We start from the raw sequence: 15,799 nt of genomic DNA, 5'->3' as shown, positions 1-15,799 counted from the left end.
AATATTGCGACAAGCAAGCTGGGTTTGCTACTGTTGATGGCTACAAATTTATTCGCTCGTCAAAAACATTTGAAAAAACGTAACAATTAAAAAAAGGATTTATTATGCGTAGTGCAACCTATGATCATTTTGGCAAACCAACTGAAGTATTAAGCCTTGGCGATAGCCCAATTCCTGAGCCAAAAGCCAATGAAGTGCGCGTCAAAACCATTCTCGCCTCCATCCATAATCATGACCTGCTTACCATTCGCGGTCAGTACGGCTTTAAACCTGAAATGCCAGCTATCGGTGGTAGTGAAGCATTGGGCGTTATCGATGCCGTTGGCAGTGAGGTTACAGACCTAAAAGTCGGTCAACGCGTCGCGGCTGCCAGTGTACAAGCAACATGGGCAGAGTATTTCGTCGCCGCCGCCGATATGGTGTTTCCTATCCCTGATAGTTTAGAAGATGAAATGGCCGCGCAGTTAATTGCCATGCCGCTGAGTGCGTTGATGCTATTAGAGTTCTTAGAAGTAGAAAGCGGTCAATGGGTTATTCATAACGCCGCCAACGGTGCCGTTGGTAAATCGCTTGCCATGCTAGCGGCGGCGCGCGGCGTCAAAACCATTAATCTGGTAAGAAGTGACGATGCCATAAAAGAGCTAGATACTCTCGGTATCAAAAACAATATCAACACCTCAGATAATGACTGGAAAGAGCAAGTCAAAGCGATCATCGGTAATGATAAAATCAGTGCGGCGGTGGATTCGGTCGGCGGCGAAAATAGCGGCGATTTGTTATCGTTACTCGGTCATGGTGGCACCTTCGCCGCCTTTGGCGCGATGTCGGGCAAACCTATGGTCATCAATCCGACCCATATGATTTTCAAGCAAGCGGTGATGAAAGGATTTTGGGGCAGTAAACTCAGTCAAGAGATGAGTGTGGAGAATAAGCAGCGCCTAGTGAATGAGTTGATCGATAGAGCGATGGATGGACAATTAAAACTGCCTGTAGAAGCGGTATTTGATTTGGCCGATATCGTAAAAGCGGTCGATGGCAAATTGCAGTCAGGCAAAAAAGGTAAGGTACTGCTAAAACCTTGAATTATTATTCATTTATTATTTAGCTAACCCTCGTTTTATTGACAATGGCAGCGTTCTTTATTAAGAGCGCTGCCATTTTTTATGGCAACCGGCTCTACCCTGCCTGGCAATATACTGATAAACAGCAACAACGTTCATTTACCAAAGTCAGGTTGCGGCTAGCAAGACCCGCTTGTTAAGGTTGATAAGCATTTATCTACTGACGTCGCTTAAAAATTGAAAACATTTAATTAAAATAATAAAGGAAATCATTATGCGCCACGCAACTTATAACGAATTTGGCAAACCTTCAGAAGTACTTAGTATCACCGACAGCCCTACCCCAGAACCCAAAAATAATGAAGTCCGTATCAAAACTATCCTGTCCTCTATTCACAATCACGACATCGTGACCATAAAAGGCGAATACGGCAATAAACCTGATTTGCCTGCCACTGGTGGCTCTGAGGCCGTCGGTACGATCGACGCTTTAGGTAAAGATGTTGAAGGGGTTAAGAAAGGTCAGCGCGTTGTTGTTTCAGGTATATCAGGCACTTGGGCGGAATATTTTGTCGCTCCGGCAAAAAGCCTTATCCCTATTCCAGATGCCATCGATGATGAAATGGCCGCCCAGTTAATTGCCATGCCGATGAGTGCACTGCTGCTGATTGAGTTTTTAAATATTAAGCCCGGTCAGTGGCTTATCCAAAACGCTGCCAATGGTGCGGTCGGTGAATCGATGGCGATGCTGGCGCCTGAGCGTCATATCAATACGATTAATTTGGTACGCAGCAAAGAGTCAGAACAAGAGCTTATCGAGCTTGGTATCACTGAAAATAACGTCGTGACCGATAACGACGACTGGAAAGAGCAAGTACAAAAAATCGTTGGTGACGCCAAAATAAGCGGCGCGGTCGATGCGGTCGGCGGCAAATCAGGCGGTGAGCTGCTGTCACTACTCGGTAAGCATGGCGCAATGGCGTCATTAGGATCAGTGTCTGGCGAACCACTAATGCTAAACCCAAGCAATCTGATTTTTAATTTGACTAAAGTTAAAGGTTTTTGGGCAAGCGATTTGATGCAAGAGATCAGCGCCGATGATAAGCAGCGTTTAATTAAAGAGCTGATTGAGCGTGCCTCAAGCGGTATCCTAAAATTACCTATTGGCGGTATCTATGATTTAGACGATATTCAAAAAGCGGTTTCAGAAGACGTCCAGTCAGAGAAAAAAGGTAAGATATTGATTAAGCCTTAAGCTGCTTGTGCAAAGAGCATTTACTATAAAAGCAATAAAAAAGGATTAATATCATGTCGAATAACAAAACCTTTAAAGCCTTAGTGGTTCACGAGACTAGCAGCGGTGAATTTAAAAAAAGCATTGAGCAGCGTAGTGTCAGCGACTTACCTAAAAATGACCTATTGATTGAAGTGCATTACTCATCATTAAACTTCAAAGATGCGATGTCGGCATCGGGCAATAAAAGAATCACCAAAAACTACCCGCACACTCCTGGTATTGATGCTGCAGGCGTGGTGGTTAATGACAAGTCTGGCACGTTTTCTGAAGGCCAAGAAGTCGTGGTCTTTGGTTATGATTTGGGCATGGATACCGATGGCGGTCTCAGCCAGATGATATCTATCCCTGCTGATTGGGCGGTCGAATGCCCATCTTCTTTAACGCTAAAAGAAGCCATGATATATGGTACTGGTGGCTTAACCGCAGCCTTAAGTGTGCAAAAGTTAGAGAAAATGGGCGCAAAGCCTGAAGACGGACCAGTCGCCGTCACGGGTGCAACCGGCGGCGTCGGTAGTATCAGCATCGCCATATTAAATCAGCTTGGCTATGAGGTCATCGCCTTTTCTGGCAAGCCGGAGCAAAGCGACTATCTAAAAGAGCTTGGTGCGGGCGAAGTCCGTCATCGCGATACCATCAATGAAATCGGCGATAAACCTGTCGGTCGTGAGCTATGGGCAAACGCTATTGATACCATCGGTGGCGATTATCTAGCCAACTTGCTAAAACAAACCAAAGCAGGCGGCGCGGTTACCTCTTGCGGCTTGGCGGGCGGTGCTGAATTTTCGATGACGGTACTGCCGTTTATCACCCGCGCAGTGTCCCTACTCGGTATTGATTCGGTCTATATTCCATTGGACGATAAAAAAGCCATTTGGCAGCGAGTCGCCACCGATATGAAATTGCCTAATTTAGAGAATTACTGCGAAGAGATTACGTTAGAGCAGACACCTGAGTATTTAGATCGCTTTATGGCGAGTCAAACGGTTGGGCGTTATGTGGTGAATGTGCGGGGTTAGGGTTTAGGTTTTTAACAGCTAAATTTTATAAGCAGTGGCGGTGTTCTTTACTTTGCAGAGCACCGCTATTTTTTTAGATTCACATAATAGGCTTTTATAAACTCCAAAACTTACAATTAAAGGCAAGAGACAGAACAACTGTTATCAACTATAGTAAACTCTATTAGCTTAATAAAAAAACAAGGAAGCCATAGTGTTTGAAATAGGAAAAATCTATAACCGTCGTTCTGATATACACGGTATATATAAAGGGCAACAATATGGTGGCATAGCAACGCCTGCCGAGCATCCATATATATTTATTTTTACCGGCGATGCTGGCGGCGAATATGGCTATATTGATGATTTTGACCCTAACGGCACCTTTAAATATACGGGTGAAGGCCAAGAAGGCGACATGAGAATGACCAAAGGTAATTTGGCAATTCATGACCATCAAAAAAACAATAAAGAAATTCTACTTTTCGAATCAACATCACGAGGCTTTGTACGGTTTTTAGGGTATTGTAATTACGTTTTTCATCATATTGAAGAACGGCCAGATAGAAATGGCGAGCTTCGTGACGCTATCGTTTTTCATCTAGATATGGTTAATACTAAAAATATTGATACAACTCAAACTCTGCCATCTAAAGTAGTTGAAGCCCCTAAAGCCGTTTATATCACTAAGCCTAGTAAAGGTAAATCATTACAGCAATTACGAGAAATTGCCTTAAGTTCAACACCAACCCACGCAAGCACTCAAGAAAAAATTCAATCTATTCAAAACCGTAGTACAGCAATTAAGCTGTATGCAAAAAAAAGAGCTAATGGTATATGCGAGGGATGTAATGAGACAGCTCCATTTGAAACTAAATCTGGACCTTATCTGGAAGTTCATCATCTAACCAGATTGGCAGATGGTGGTGCGGACTTACCTCAAAACGTTATTGCGTTATGTCCTACCTGTCATCGAAAAGCTCACTACTCTTTAGGCCATTTAGAATTTAATAATAAGTTAATAAACAAAGTTGCTGCTATCGAAGCAAAACTTATCGAGTAAAACTTTTATGTTTAAAACAAAAAACACCCAACTAAGTTGAGTGTTTTAACTAAAGAGAAGTGCCGCTAAATCAAATTATTTTTTCTTCTTTTTCTCAGCACGTTTTTTCTCAATCAGGGTTTGAGCGGTAGTATTTTCTTCCCACCAATCGCCCATATCTTGCCAGTAGAGATAAGCCTGCTCTTTACCACCAATTTCGATACCATAACTATTGATACCCATACCGCGTGGTCTAGGATGACGCTTTTTAAGAATTTCATGCGCCACTTCAGGCAAGTTATCTTTTGCGATATCCCACTCTTTTTCAGCCTTATCTAATTTATCTTGATAACAGTAAGCCAGCACCTTACCGAAAGCGATATTTGCAAGCATATCCTCTGGATAGTTGTCGCAAATTCGAATTATTTTCTGATACTCTTCGGTAAACATGTACCATTCTATCAGCGCTTCACGCATACCTAGGTTGTCATTAGGGCAAACTTGTAGCAGCCTTTCTCCCTGCTCGCAGGCTTCATCAAAGCTCATATTGTCAGCATAGACATTTGCCAGCTGAAACAGCGCTCGCAAAAAGGGACGGTTCTCCATGATGCCCCATGGCAGCTTACTTTTTTGCCAATTAAAGTTTTTGGGGAAATACTCTAAGTATAGGCGCATACATTCGCGGCTACTCAATAGTGCTAAAAAGCTGTCATCATGCTGCTCACACAAAAATGCTAAGTTAAAGTAAGCATCAGGGTCATTCATATTCTCTAATACTAAAAACTGAGCAATATCACGAGCCACTTCATAACCTTCTTTCTCCAGCGTCATCTGTATCACTTGGAATGAGGTTGGCGGCTGCTCATCAAAGTCTTGCACAATTTCATGCTGAAATTTGGTCATGACTTCATTCATAATATCGTTGATATCACGACCTCTTTTTACCTCGGCATCTACAAAGGCTTTTATTTTAAGATTAAGCGCTCTACCAGCGCCAAGCGCATTTGATCTATTGTCAGCCGACTTATCGCTAACGTCATCTTCAAACATCCACTCGTTTTGTCCCACATGAACCAGTTTCATAGTCCATCACTCCTTTGCGTTGATATTACAATCATAGCATATGAATAATTATTCCCACTCAATCGTCGCCGGCGGCTTACTCGACACATCATACGTCACGCGAGATACTTCCGCGATTTCATTCATGATGCGATTCGATACTGTCTCGATCAAATCATACGGTAGATGGGCAAAGCGCGCGGTCATAAAGTCTACAGTTTCAACGGCACGTAGCGCGATGACCCACGCATAGCGGCGGCCATCACCGACCACGCCGACCGATTTGATTGGTTGGAATACGGCAAAGGCTTGCGCGGTCTTGTCATACCAGCCTGAACGCTCAAGCTCCTGCATAAAGATAGCGTCAGCGAGGCGCAAGACATCGGCGTATTCTTTTTTCACTTCGCCAAGGATTCGCACGCCCAAACCTGGACCTGGGAATGGATGACGATAGATCATTTTGGCAGGTAAGCCAAGCGTGATACCAAGTTTACGCACTTCATCTTTAAATAGATCGCGTAACGGCTCAACCAATTCAAACGCCAAGTCATCTGGCAAACCGCCAACGTTATGATGGCTCTTAATGACGTGTGCTTTACCTTGATGTGACTTAGCAGATTCGATGACATCAGGATAAATCGTACCCTGTGCTAAGAACTCAACAACTTTACCATCGCTCTGCTCGCTCACTTGACGCGCACTATCAGCGAACACGTCGATGAAGGTTTTACCAATGATTTTGCGTTTTTTCTCTGGATCAGACTCGCCTGCTAGCGCATCTAAGAACAAATCTTCGGCATCAACACGGATGACTTTTACGCCCATGTTTTCTGCAAAAATTTGCATGACCTGATCGCCTTCATGCAGACGTAGCAGACCATTATCCACAAACACACAAGTCAGCTGATCGCCAATGGCTTTGTGCAATAGTGCTGCAACGACTGAGCTGTCCACGCCGCCCGATAGTCCGAGCAATACTTGCTTGTCACCGATTTGCTCTTTGAGCTGCGCAATACGCATATCAGCGATATTGTCTGGAGTCCACTCACCAGCACAATCGCAAATCTGATGGACAAAACGACCTAGCAGCGCTTGACCTTGTAGGGTGTGCGTCACTTCAGGATGGAACTGTAGACCGTAGTATTGCTTGTCATCATTAGCCATAATCGCAATCGGGCAGCTTGGCGTACTAGCAACGATGTCAAAGCCTTCAGGCGCTTCGATGACTTTATCACCATGGCTCATCCAAACGTTTAGCTTGGCAGCCGCGCCGTCAGTCTTGCTGTCTTCGATACCGTCAGTCAGCTGCGAGTGACCATTTACTTCGATGGTCGCCGCACCAAACTCATGAATATCACTGGCATGAACCTGCCCGCCAAAACGATCTGCCATCGCTTGCATACCGTAGCAAATACCCAATACAGGCACGCCTAGGTCAAACACCGCGTCATTGATACGCGGGCTGTTATCTGCATGGACGCTCTCAGGGCCACCCGATAAGATGACGCCTTTTGCGCCAAAATCGATGATACGCTGAGTGTCGATGTCGTAAGGGAACATCTCACAGAAAACGCCAGAATCGCGCACACGGCGAGCGATTAACTGGCTGTACTGCGAGCCAAAATCGAGAATGAGGATGCGGTCTTCTTTGATAGTAGGCATAGTAGGTAATGCAGGAGTGGCAGCGGCAGTGGTCATAAATCGATGTCCATCAAGAAAAATTAGTGCCCTATTTTAACAAGTTTGCGCCCATTAATGGCTATTAGATGGTTAATTATTCACGTTTTTTGCGAGTTATTGATGGTTATGAATATTTATTGATAGCGAATACTGATATTAAGGATTATTTGAATGTTATAAAGACAAGAGTCAAAAGAGAAAGGTAGCAATTTTAAGAGTTAATAAAGGACATAACGAGAGTTTGTTAATTCATCAGAAGGCAACAATCATGCTTACCGTATGAATTTTTATTATACAAATGACGAGTTTGTATAAATTTTTCGTTTATATTGTGCTATGCTCAGAGAATAAGCAATTTGGCTTTAACACGATAGATTTAGCAGGGTTGGTTCAAGCTAATTATCAGTCGTTCAGCTATCGTTAAATTGCTCCTGATTATGAAAACCAGACCTAAATCTCACCCTAAATAAAAGTGATAGTCGGTTCAAGATAATTTGGATACAGGGAAGACGAGTGAAATGACTACAGGATAGTAGACTGCGCGCGCCTGACCCATGTCCGATTTATATAAAGTTTGACTATATAATAAATTGACAGGTATGTCCCTATGAGCAAAATAAAATCCCTTTTTAGTAAAAACTCCACCTCTACCGCAGTAGCCATCAATGATGCTGACAGCATCATTTTAGATACCCCTGCAAAAGATAACAACCCTACCGATGCATCCAATAGCACGTCCGGAAACACCCCTATTGAGCAGACACGCTGGAACGGTTGGGGCAATGTCAGTATCAATAAGAAAGTCTCGTCACATGGCGCAAAGCTGATCAAATCACATATCGGCAAAACCAAAAAACTCTCCTCTGTCAGCTTACAACAGGTACTAAAAACTGTGCCAAAATCGCGCCTGCCTGCTGCGATGACTAAGCTTGCAACCGTATCTATCGATAAAGAAGTGAGGCTCAGACACGCACGCGGTCAAAGCTTCCCAGATTGGATAGCCATGCACAGCGGCGACTTTGAAGTGTTCCCTGACGGTGTTGCTTTTCCCGAATCGACCGCTGATGTCGAGACTTTATTGAAACTGGCTCACGATCACGACCTTATCGTCATTCCTTTTGGCGGCGGCACCTCAGTTGTTGGACATATCAATCCGCAAAAGGGCTCACGCCCGGTACTCACCATTGCCATGAGTAAGATGGATCAGCTTATCGATTTAGATACCGAGAGCCAAATTGCTACTTTTGGCGCGGGTACACAAGGGCCAGCGGTTGAAGCACAATTGGACGCACAGGGTTACCGCTTAGGACATTATCCGCAGTCTTGGGAATTATCGACGCTTGGCGGTTGGATTGCCGCGCGCTCTAGTGGTCAGCAGTCATTGGGCTACGGGCGTATCGAGCAGATGTTTGCGGGCGGTACGTTGGTCACCCCGCAGGGTGTACTTAATATCGCTGATATTCCGGCGTCATCAGCAGGGCCTGATTTGCGCGAGATGTTGATGGGTACCGAAGGTCGTGCTGGTATTTTTACCGAAGTCAAAATGCGCGTACAGCCGCAGCCTGAGGAAGAACTATTTAAAGTGGCTTTCCTACCCAATTGGGAAGCTGGTAAAGAAGTACTTAGACAAGCCGTGCAAAAAAATGTTCGCTTGTCCATGCTACGTTTAAGTAATGCTGTCGAAACTGATGCGCATCTACATTTAGGCACGTCACCGAGCCAGTTTTTAGCCATTAGCACCTATCTAAAAGCTCGCGGGCTGAGCTCAGATAAGGTTATGCTCACTTACGGCGTATCAGGCGATAAGGCGCAGAATAAATTGGCGCTAACGCAGTTTAATAAGCTGTTGAAGCAGCACGGTAGTGTCACTGGTAAAATCACCGATATTATGGGTAGCGTGTGGGCGCATGGACGTTTTAAATTCCCTTACTTGCGTGGCACTTTATGGGACAAAGGCATCATGGTCGATACCTTTGAGACGGCAACCAATTGGAACAACATCGACGAGCAAATGCAGCAGATGCAAGAAGCGGTGCAAAACGCTTTGGGAGATGAAGGCGAGGAGGTCATGGCCTTTACTCATATCTCACACGTCTATAAACAAGGTGCCAGCCTTTATACCACTTACTTTTTCCGCGCGGCAAAAGACCATGCGACTACCTTACAGCGCTGGCAAAAAATCAAACATGCTGCCTGTGTTAGCCTTGCTAATGGTAAAGCGACCATCTCGCATCAACACGGCGTTGGCCGTGATCATGCGCCGTACCTTGCCGCTGAAAAAGGTAGGCTTGGCATGCAAGTAACCCATGATATGCTCAAAAGTTTAGACCCTGAAAAGCGTATGAACCCGGGCGTATTGCTTGAAAAGTAATAAACCAATTAAGAAGAGTGAGATATGACTCAAACCAAGCAACGCCAACAAGCATTAGCGCCTTTATCTCGTGGCTCGTCTCAAGCAGAACCTTGGGATATGCTGATTATCGGTGGCGGTATTACGGGCGCTGGAATTGCGCGCGAAGCGGCACGGCGCGGCCTTAAAGTATTACTTATCGAGCAAAAAGACTTTGCTTGGGGCACGTCCAGCCGCTCTAGCAAAATGGTACATGGTGGGTTACGTTATATTGCCTCGGGTGACTATAAAACTACTTTACTGAGCGTGCGCGAGCGTGAGCGTATGCTCAGTGAAGCAAGCGGCCTTGTGAATGAAATGCACTACATCATGCCGCATTATAAAGGCAAGTTTCCACCGCCATGGATATTTAATACTTTATTACGCGTTTACGATGGACTGGCGGGCAAGCGCTATTCTAAGTACTTTAAAAAAGACGCCTTTCTTAGCCTGAACCCAAATATCAAACAAGACAAATTTTTGGGTGCTAGTCAATTTAGCGATGCGGTGACCGATGACTCGCGGCTGGTGATGCGCGTCCTTGCTGAGGCGATTCACGACGGTGCGCAGGCGATTAATTACCTAAAAGCCGAAACGTTGATTACCAATGAACAAGGCTTGGTAGTAGGCGCAACGCTCAAAGACACTTCTTCTGAGGACAATGCTCAAAACAATATTCAAAACAATGTTCAAAGCAATGCTCAAAGTTACAATATTTACGCCAAAGTGGTGGTCAGTGCCACAGGCGCTTGGGCGGATACCTTACGGATGCAAGCCAGTAAACAGACTGAGCAAAGTTTTCATAAGCAAATTCGTCCGTCACGCGGCAGTCACTTGGTCGTGAGCAAAGAGCGCTTGCCAATCGAGCAAGCCTATACTTTTTTGCATCCTGTCGATAAAAGAGCGGTATTTGTCTTTCCGTGGGAAAATCGCACCGTGCTTGGTACTACCGATTTGGATCATCCACCTTTGGACGATAGCGAGGTCGGCATCACGAATGAAGAGGTCGATTATCTATTAACGGCGACTAACGAGCTGTTTAATGATGCCAAGCTTAACCGAAAAGATGTCATCAGTACGTGGGCAGGCGTGCGTCCGCTGATATCAGAAGGCGGTGATGGTAAGCGCGTAAGCCCAAGTAAAGAAAAGCGCGACCATAGCGTATGGCTAGATAACAATCTGGTCACCGTTAGCGGCGGCAAGCTAACGACCTTTCGCCTGATTGCTTTAGATGTCCTTGCGAGATGCCAAGAAGTGCTTGAACTTGATAAATCTGTTATTCAAAAGCAAACCATAAATGGCGATCACGTCTTTAGCAATACCGCGCCAACCCATCCTAAATTTTTTACTTTACCAAAAGCTCTACAACAACGCTTGCAAGGGTTTTACGGTCGCCAGCTTGATACTTTACTAGAGCTTGCGTATGAGGAAGATTTGGCTTATATCACCGACAGCAATACCATTTGGGCAGAGATTCGTTTTGCCGCGCGCCATGAGCAGGTCATTCATTTAGATGATTTACTACTGCGACGTACACGCTTGGGTTTAATCCTGCCGCATGGCGCAATGACGCCGCTTATCAGCACAAGACTAAAGCAAATATGTCAGCAAGAGCTCGGCTGGAATGAGCAGAAATGGCAGCAAGAAGTTGAGCGTTATCAAAAATTATGGCAGCGCTACTACCATTTGCCTGCGGCTTAATTTATATGACTACATAGTTAAGGACGACTATGACCACGAACCTTGATGACCCTATTTATTTCTTAGCCATTGATAATGGTACGCAAAGTGTCAGAGCGCTTATCTTTGATCAGTTTGGAACTGAGATAGCCAAAGCTCGCGTCCCTATTGAACCCTATTTTTCTACTCAGCCCAATTTTGCCGAGCAACATGCCGATTATTATTGGCAAAAGCTAAGCGAGGCTTGTCAGCAACTGTGGCACACCAGCGATATAACACCCGCCCAAATCGCAGGCGTCAGTCTCGCCACCCAGCGCTATACCATGATTTGTCTCGATAAAGACATGCAGCCACTGCGTCCTGCTATTGTTTGGATGGATTTACGCCGCGGCGAAACCAACGATATTGGTTTTTTAAGCCCACTAACCAAAATTATTGGCATGGGCGAGCTGGTACAAGAGGCACAGCAAAAAGCCCGCTGTAATTGGCTTGCACACCATGAACCAGAGATGTGGGCAAAGACCGCTCATTACGTCAATCTATCTGCTTACCTGACATATCAGCTTACAGGAGAACTTGCCGACTCCACTGGTCACGCCCTAGGCTATTTGCCTTATGACTATAAAGCGCAAACATGGCTAAAATCCAAAGATTTAAAATGGCGTCTATTTAGCTGTCGACCTGAACAAATGCCTAAGATAGTACCGCCAGGTCAGCCACTTGGTCATATCAGCGCAAAGGCAGCTAAAGCCACGGGGATTTTAGAGGGCACGCCGATGATTGCTGCCGCTAGCGATAAAGCTTGCGAAGCATTAGGTTCAGCAGGTCTGGCAGCCGACACTGCCTGTTTAAGCTTTGGCACTACTGCGACTATTAACACCACCTCGAGCAATTACGTCGAAATCCTTAAGCACATGCCCGCCTACACTGCTGCTGCGCCAAACTACTACAATCATGAGTATATGATTTATCGCGGCTTTTGGATGGTTAGCTGGTTTAAGGAACAATTTGCTCACTATGAAGAGCAGCTAGCAAAGACCCAAGGCATCGATACCGAAAAACTCCTCGATCAGGCAGTCAAAGATATTCCGGCGGGTTGTATGGGGCTAATGATGCAGCCGTATTGGTCACCCGGCGTCCGTCATCCAGGACTTGAAGGTAAAGGCGCGCTCATTGGTTTTGGGGATGTGCATACGAGGGCGCACGTTTATCGCGCTATCTTGGAAGGACTGGCTTATGAGCTAAAACTTGGCTTCGATACCATTGAAAAGCGCACGGGCAAAACCATTAAACACCTGCGTGTCTCCGGTGGCGGCTCCCAAAGTGACTCAGCGATGCAGCTTACTGCCGATATCTTTGGTATACCCGCTTATCGCCCGCACACTTACGAGGCTTCAGGTTTAGGCGCTGCCATCAACTGCGCAGTTGGACTGGGTATCTACCCTGACCATGCAACCGCAAGTGAGGCCATGACCCATTTAGGCGATGAATTCTTGCCTATTGAGGCCAATGTCCAGCTCTACAAACGCCTTTATAACGAGGTTTATCTTAAAATGTATGAGCGCTTAAAACCTTTATATCAAAGTATTCAAGACATCACAGGATATCCCGCTAAGTAGTCTGCACAAGTTTGAAGTGTAGGAGTATTGGAAGTGGTCAAAAGGTGGGATGATTTTGGCTAAGAGGTTGTGGGAGCTGATCCTGCCATCCGCTATTATCTGCCAGTCTAGGCGAGGCGGTCGTTGTCGTTTGAGCCGTTCCTGTTACCTCGAGACCATCTCAAAACGATACGCCCGCAACTCGCCTAGCCCGTCAGGATAGCCGCTACTGTCAGGGCTAAAACGCGTCACAAGACAACTATTATTCATCAGAAAGCACACGGGTTTGTAATCTTGTAGAGAGTATTTTCTTGCCAACTGGATTACCTTTTGGTCTTGTTGGCTTAATAACTTTCATTACGATTTGCTTAAGATTCAACTCGTGTATTAAAGCTCTATTTTCATCAGTGTTTTCGAACTCTACTGCTTGACCGTTGTCTAGTTTCTGATAAGGCTCGTCCAATAGTCTGAGAATTTCTAAGATTTCCTGCTTATTTAAATACTTAATTTGTTTTAACAGTAACTTTTTTAGTTCCTCAGAGTCAGCATGTTTAAGAAGCTGGTCATAAACAGGCAAAGACATTCTCTCACTTTCATATATCTCAATAATTTTCTTACGAACAGTGTCATTACTTACTATAAGGTTGATAGCTTTAGACTCAGCTAAAACTTGCTTGTGCTGGTTAATAATTTCATCAGAACAAAATAAGGCTTCGATATCTTCTGGACGAAGCTCAATAGAATCCAAATCATATATTAATGTATAATGATATTTAACTAAAAAAGCCAACACAACCTCATTAGATGCGTGTTCTTTGACTTGTTCCCAGTTTTCAGAAGTTAAACTTAGCTTTTCAAGAGATATTAGAGTCTGTATTTTTTCTTGGCTTATACTTTCTAGATCTGAATTATCCCAATTATTATCAGTTATACCTATTACTTTTTTATATACTTCATTACTTAATTGATAACTTAAAAAAAGATGTCTGTCAAACTCAGCTTTAATGCTCTGCCAGTCCTCATTTTCTAAAACGTCCAACTCTATATAATCAGTAGCTTGCAGATCACTCTTTCCATCTTCTAAGAACTTGATAAGTGCAGCATCTATTTCTCGATAAACACCTTGATCGTCTTGGTCTTCATAAGACTCAGAAAAATATCTAAAGACATTGGACCACGAGTAATAAACTTTCGAATTTGCAACAAGATACTTTCGAATCTGCTCGTTCTCAACTTTACTTATATCTTTAATCTTAGTAGAAGTGATGTCAATAAATCTCTCTATCATTGAATTTGGACTACCAAACACATTTAAGACTTTTATATAAACATCTTCATCTTCAGAATATAAAGTATGCTCATCTGCATCTAACAAAATAATTCTTATGTATTCTGATAGGTTTTCAGACCAAAAATCTTTAACTAAATAGTTGATTTCAGAATCACATATTGTTGTTAATGGTGCATTTTTAAGCCTATCTTCTAGCTCATCTAATGATAGTAATAAATTACCCATCAAAGCAGCCTTAATTATACCCAACTCAATAGAAAAAAATCCTTGTTCACCGAGCCAGTTGAATAAATCAAGGTTTGTAGCATCTAGGCGAGAGAACTTAGGTTGTATGGAAAGACTGAGCTGTTTGAATTTCCCTTCATTCTCTGAAAGAGAATTCATTACAAAATCGATATAATCGTTTCTTTGGGATAAAAATATATTAATTTTTTCAGATAGATAGCTAGAGGTATCTAGAATATCAATACCATATCTGATAATTTTTGAGTAATTATTAGTTGTCTGTTCGTCTTCAATATCATCCAGTATCTCATCAAAAACAGTATCATCTTGCTCTATAAGTATAGGAATGAGTAAGCTTAGATAACTGACTTCCTTATCGAACAAAATAGCTAAAAACTCAACTGAGATATCTGATTTATCACAAATTTTATATAAAAAATTCTGTTTATGCTTCACAAAATCAGTAGTCTGCAACAAATATCCTAACATGCTAGTATTTAAGACACTAGATGTACTCATCTCATCTTCTGATAAGTAACTTGATAACAGTTCGCCTTGATGGGTTAACTCTAGTTCAAACTTAGGCATTTGACGTCCATTGACGACCATCGCGTAGTTCTTATCTGATCTCGATATAGAAGATTCAAAAAACAGAGAAATATAATCAGGATAGTTCTCATTAATATAGCCATTTATAATAAAAAACATCAACTGTTCAGGTATATCAGGTATTTCTTCATCTTGAAGTAATTCTTTTATATCTATATCCTGAAGCAGTTCCTTTATTGGCTTATTTTTAATAGTGTAAAGCTCATCCTTGAGTCTGCTTAAATTATTAGATATCTCTTTTTGCCCTTCGTTGTTTTTAGCTCTTATAATAGCTAAGCGCTCACTATATATGAGCTGCGAATTAGTTAAACCCTCAACATCCGAAAAAGACACATCGCTAGAACTAAACCAGTAAGAGTTACTATTTTGCGAGTTAAACTCAATTTTTTTATTTTTTGAACTTTCAAGCTTTAGAAATACGTCTTCGTCATACCTATCAATATCAACCGTTTCACTATCAACCTTTATGCATCTAACAATATCATGTTTCTTACGAATCAGACTATTTAAATAGTAGCTATAAACAGCATTAAGCTCATCAATAGACAATAGCATTTCATTTAAAATCTCTGACTTACTTTCCTCTATTTCATGAATCTTTTCAGTAATTTGAGTTATCTTTTTATCTATCAAACTGAGTTTTACATCATTAAATATATTGTATATCAGACCCCTGTTCGAATTCAGTTTTGAAAAATCGTTTGGATAGTAGTTTTTATATACAACTATAGCAAAAACTTGGTTCTTATCTAGCTGTAAATATTTTAAATGATTATCGTAGTCTTGATATTCATTTAAAATATTTTTCACCAGTCTCATATCATCAAAATATAAACAAGTATTCCTCAGAAAACGTTTATCTATATCTCC

10 protein-coding genes are annotated in these 15,799 nt (G+C 43.0%); 7 read left to right on the top strand and 3 right to left on the bottom strand.

Annotated features, from left to right (window positions below):
• The first annotated feature begins 104 nt into the window (after nt 1-104).
• The 4 genes from CXF58_RS03450 (at nt 105) to CXF58_RS03435 (ending at nt 4,416) form a co-directional block, all read left to right on the top strand.
• On the top strand, nt 105-1,082 hold the full coding sequence (locus CXF58_RS03450; protein WP_102076603.1) for a zinc-binding dehydrogenase: 978 nt from the start codon (nt 105-107) through the stop codon (nt 1,080-1,082).
• Nucleotides 1,083-1,335: 253 nt separating this feature from the next.
• Complete coding sequence (locus tag CXF58_RS03445; protein ID WP_102076602.1) at nt 1,336-2,316, top strand: zinc-binding dehydrogenase; 981 nt, start codon at nt 1,336-1,338, stop codon at nt 2,314-2,316.
• Between the two features lie 53 nt (nt 2,317-2,369).
• Entirely contained in the window at nt 2,370-3,374 is a 1,005-nt protein-coding gene (locus CXF58_RS03440) for an oxidoreductase (RefSeq protein ID WP_102076601.1), read from the top strand.
• Between the two features lie 193 nt (nt 3,375-3,567).
• The gene (locus CXF58_RS03435; protein ID WP_102076600.1) at nt 3,568-4,416 is read left to right on the top strand and encodes an HNH endonuclease; all 849 of its coding nucleotides are present in this window, start codon (nt 3,568-3,570) and stop codon (nt 4,414-4,416) included.
• 75 nt (nt 4,417-4,491) lie between these two features.
• On the opposite strand, the gene CXF58_RS03430 is transcribed toward CXF58_RS03435, so the two are convergent.
• Together CXF58_RS03430 and guaA are read right to left on the bottom strand one after the other, a co-directional pair.
• On the bottom strand, nt 4,492-5,478 hold the full coding sequence (locus tag CXF58_RS03430) for a tetratricopeptide repeat protein (RefSeq protein ID WP_102076599.1): 987 nt from the start codon (nt 5,476-5,478) through the stop codon (nt 4,492-4,494).
• Between the two features lie 48 nt (nt 5,479-5,526).
• On the bottom strand, nt 5,527-7,155 hold the full coding sequence (gene guaA / locus CXF58_RS03425) for a glutamine-hydrolyzing GMP synthase (RefSeq protein ID WP_102076598.1): 1,629 nt from the start codon (nt 7,153-7,155) through the stop codon (nt 5,527-5,529).
• A 589-nt stretch (nt 7,156-7,744) separates the two neighbouring features.
• Here guaA and CXF58_RS03420 point away from each other — a divergent pair.
• From CXF58_RS03420 to CXF58_RS03410, 3 genes are read left to right on the top strand one after another with little or no spacing between them, the layout of a single operon-like run.
• Nucleotides 7,745-9,508, top strand: a complete 1,764-nt coding sequence (locus tag CXF58_RS03420) for an FAD-binding oxidoreductase (protein ID WP_102076597.1) — start codon at nt 7,745-7,747, stop codon at nt 9,506-9,508.
• Nucleotides 9,509-9,532: 24 nt separating this feature from the next.
• On the top strand, nt 9,533-11,227 hold the full coding sequence (locus tag CXF58_RS03415) for a glycerol-3-phosphate dehydrogenase/oxidase (protein ID WP_102076596.1): 1,695 nt from the start codon (nt 9,533-9,535) through the stop codon (nt 11,225-11,227).
• A gap of 29 nt (nt 11,228-11,256) precedes the next feature.
• Nucleotides 11,257-12,825, top strand: coding sequence for an FGGY-family carbohydrate kinase (locus tag CXF58_RS03410; RefSeq protein WP_102076595.1), 1,569 nt, complete (start codon nt 11,257-11,259; stop codon nt 12,823-12,825).
• 241 nt (nt 12,826-13,066) lie between these two features.
• Here CXF58_RS03410 and CXF58_RS13830 read toward each other — a convergent pair.
• Nucleotides 13,067-15,799, bottom strand: a 2,733-nt coding sequence (locus CXF58_RS13830) for a YobI family P-loop NTPase (protein WP_180952520.1), incomplete at its 5' end; no start/stop codon positions are given.

It is taken from the genome of Psychrobacter sp. Sarcosine-02u-2, assembly GCF_002836335.1.
Classification (GTDB): Bacteria; Pseudomonadota; Gammaproteobacteria; order Pseudomonadales; family Moraxellaceae; genus Psychrobacter; species Psychrobacter faecalis.
Note: the sequence above shows the minus strand (reverse complement) of the source record. Positions and strands in the feature narration are given on the sequence as shown.

Bases quoted from the DNA above. Each gene is read 5' to 3' on its own strand.
- CXF58_RS03450 (WP_102076603.1), top strand. From the start codon at position 105: ATGCGTAGTGCAACCTATGATCATTTTGGCAAACCAACTGAAGTATTA.
- CXF58_RS03445 (WP_102076602.1), top strand. From the start codon at position 1,336: ATGCGCCACGCAACTTATAACGAATTTGGCAAACCTTCAGAAGTACTT.
- CXF58_RS03440 (WP_102076601.1), top strand. From the start codon at position 2,370: ATGTCGAATAACAAAACCTTTAAAGCCTTAGTGGTTCACGAGACTAGC.
- CXF58_RS03430 (WP_102076599.1), bottom strand. From the start codon at position 5,478: ATGAAACTGGTTCATGTGGGACAAAACGAGTGGATGTTTGAAGATGAC.
- guaA (WP_102076598.1), bottom strand. From the start codon at position 7,155: ATGACCACTGCCGCTGCCACTCCTGCATTACCTACTATGCCTACTATC.
- CXF58_RS03420 (WP_102076597.1), top strand. From the start codon at position 7,745: ATGAGCAAAATAAAATCCCTTTTTAGTAAAAACTCCACCTCTACCGCA.
- CXF58_RS03415 (WP_102076596.1), top strand. From the start codon at position 9,533: ATGACTCAAACCAAGCAACGCCAACAAGCATTAGCGCCTTTATCTCGT.
- CXF58_RS03410 (WP_102076595.1), top strand. From the start codon at position 11,257: ATGACCACGAACCTTGATGACCCTATTTATTTCTTAGCCATTGATAAT.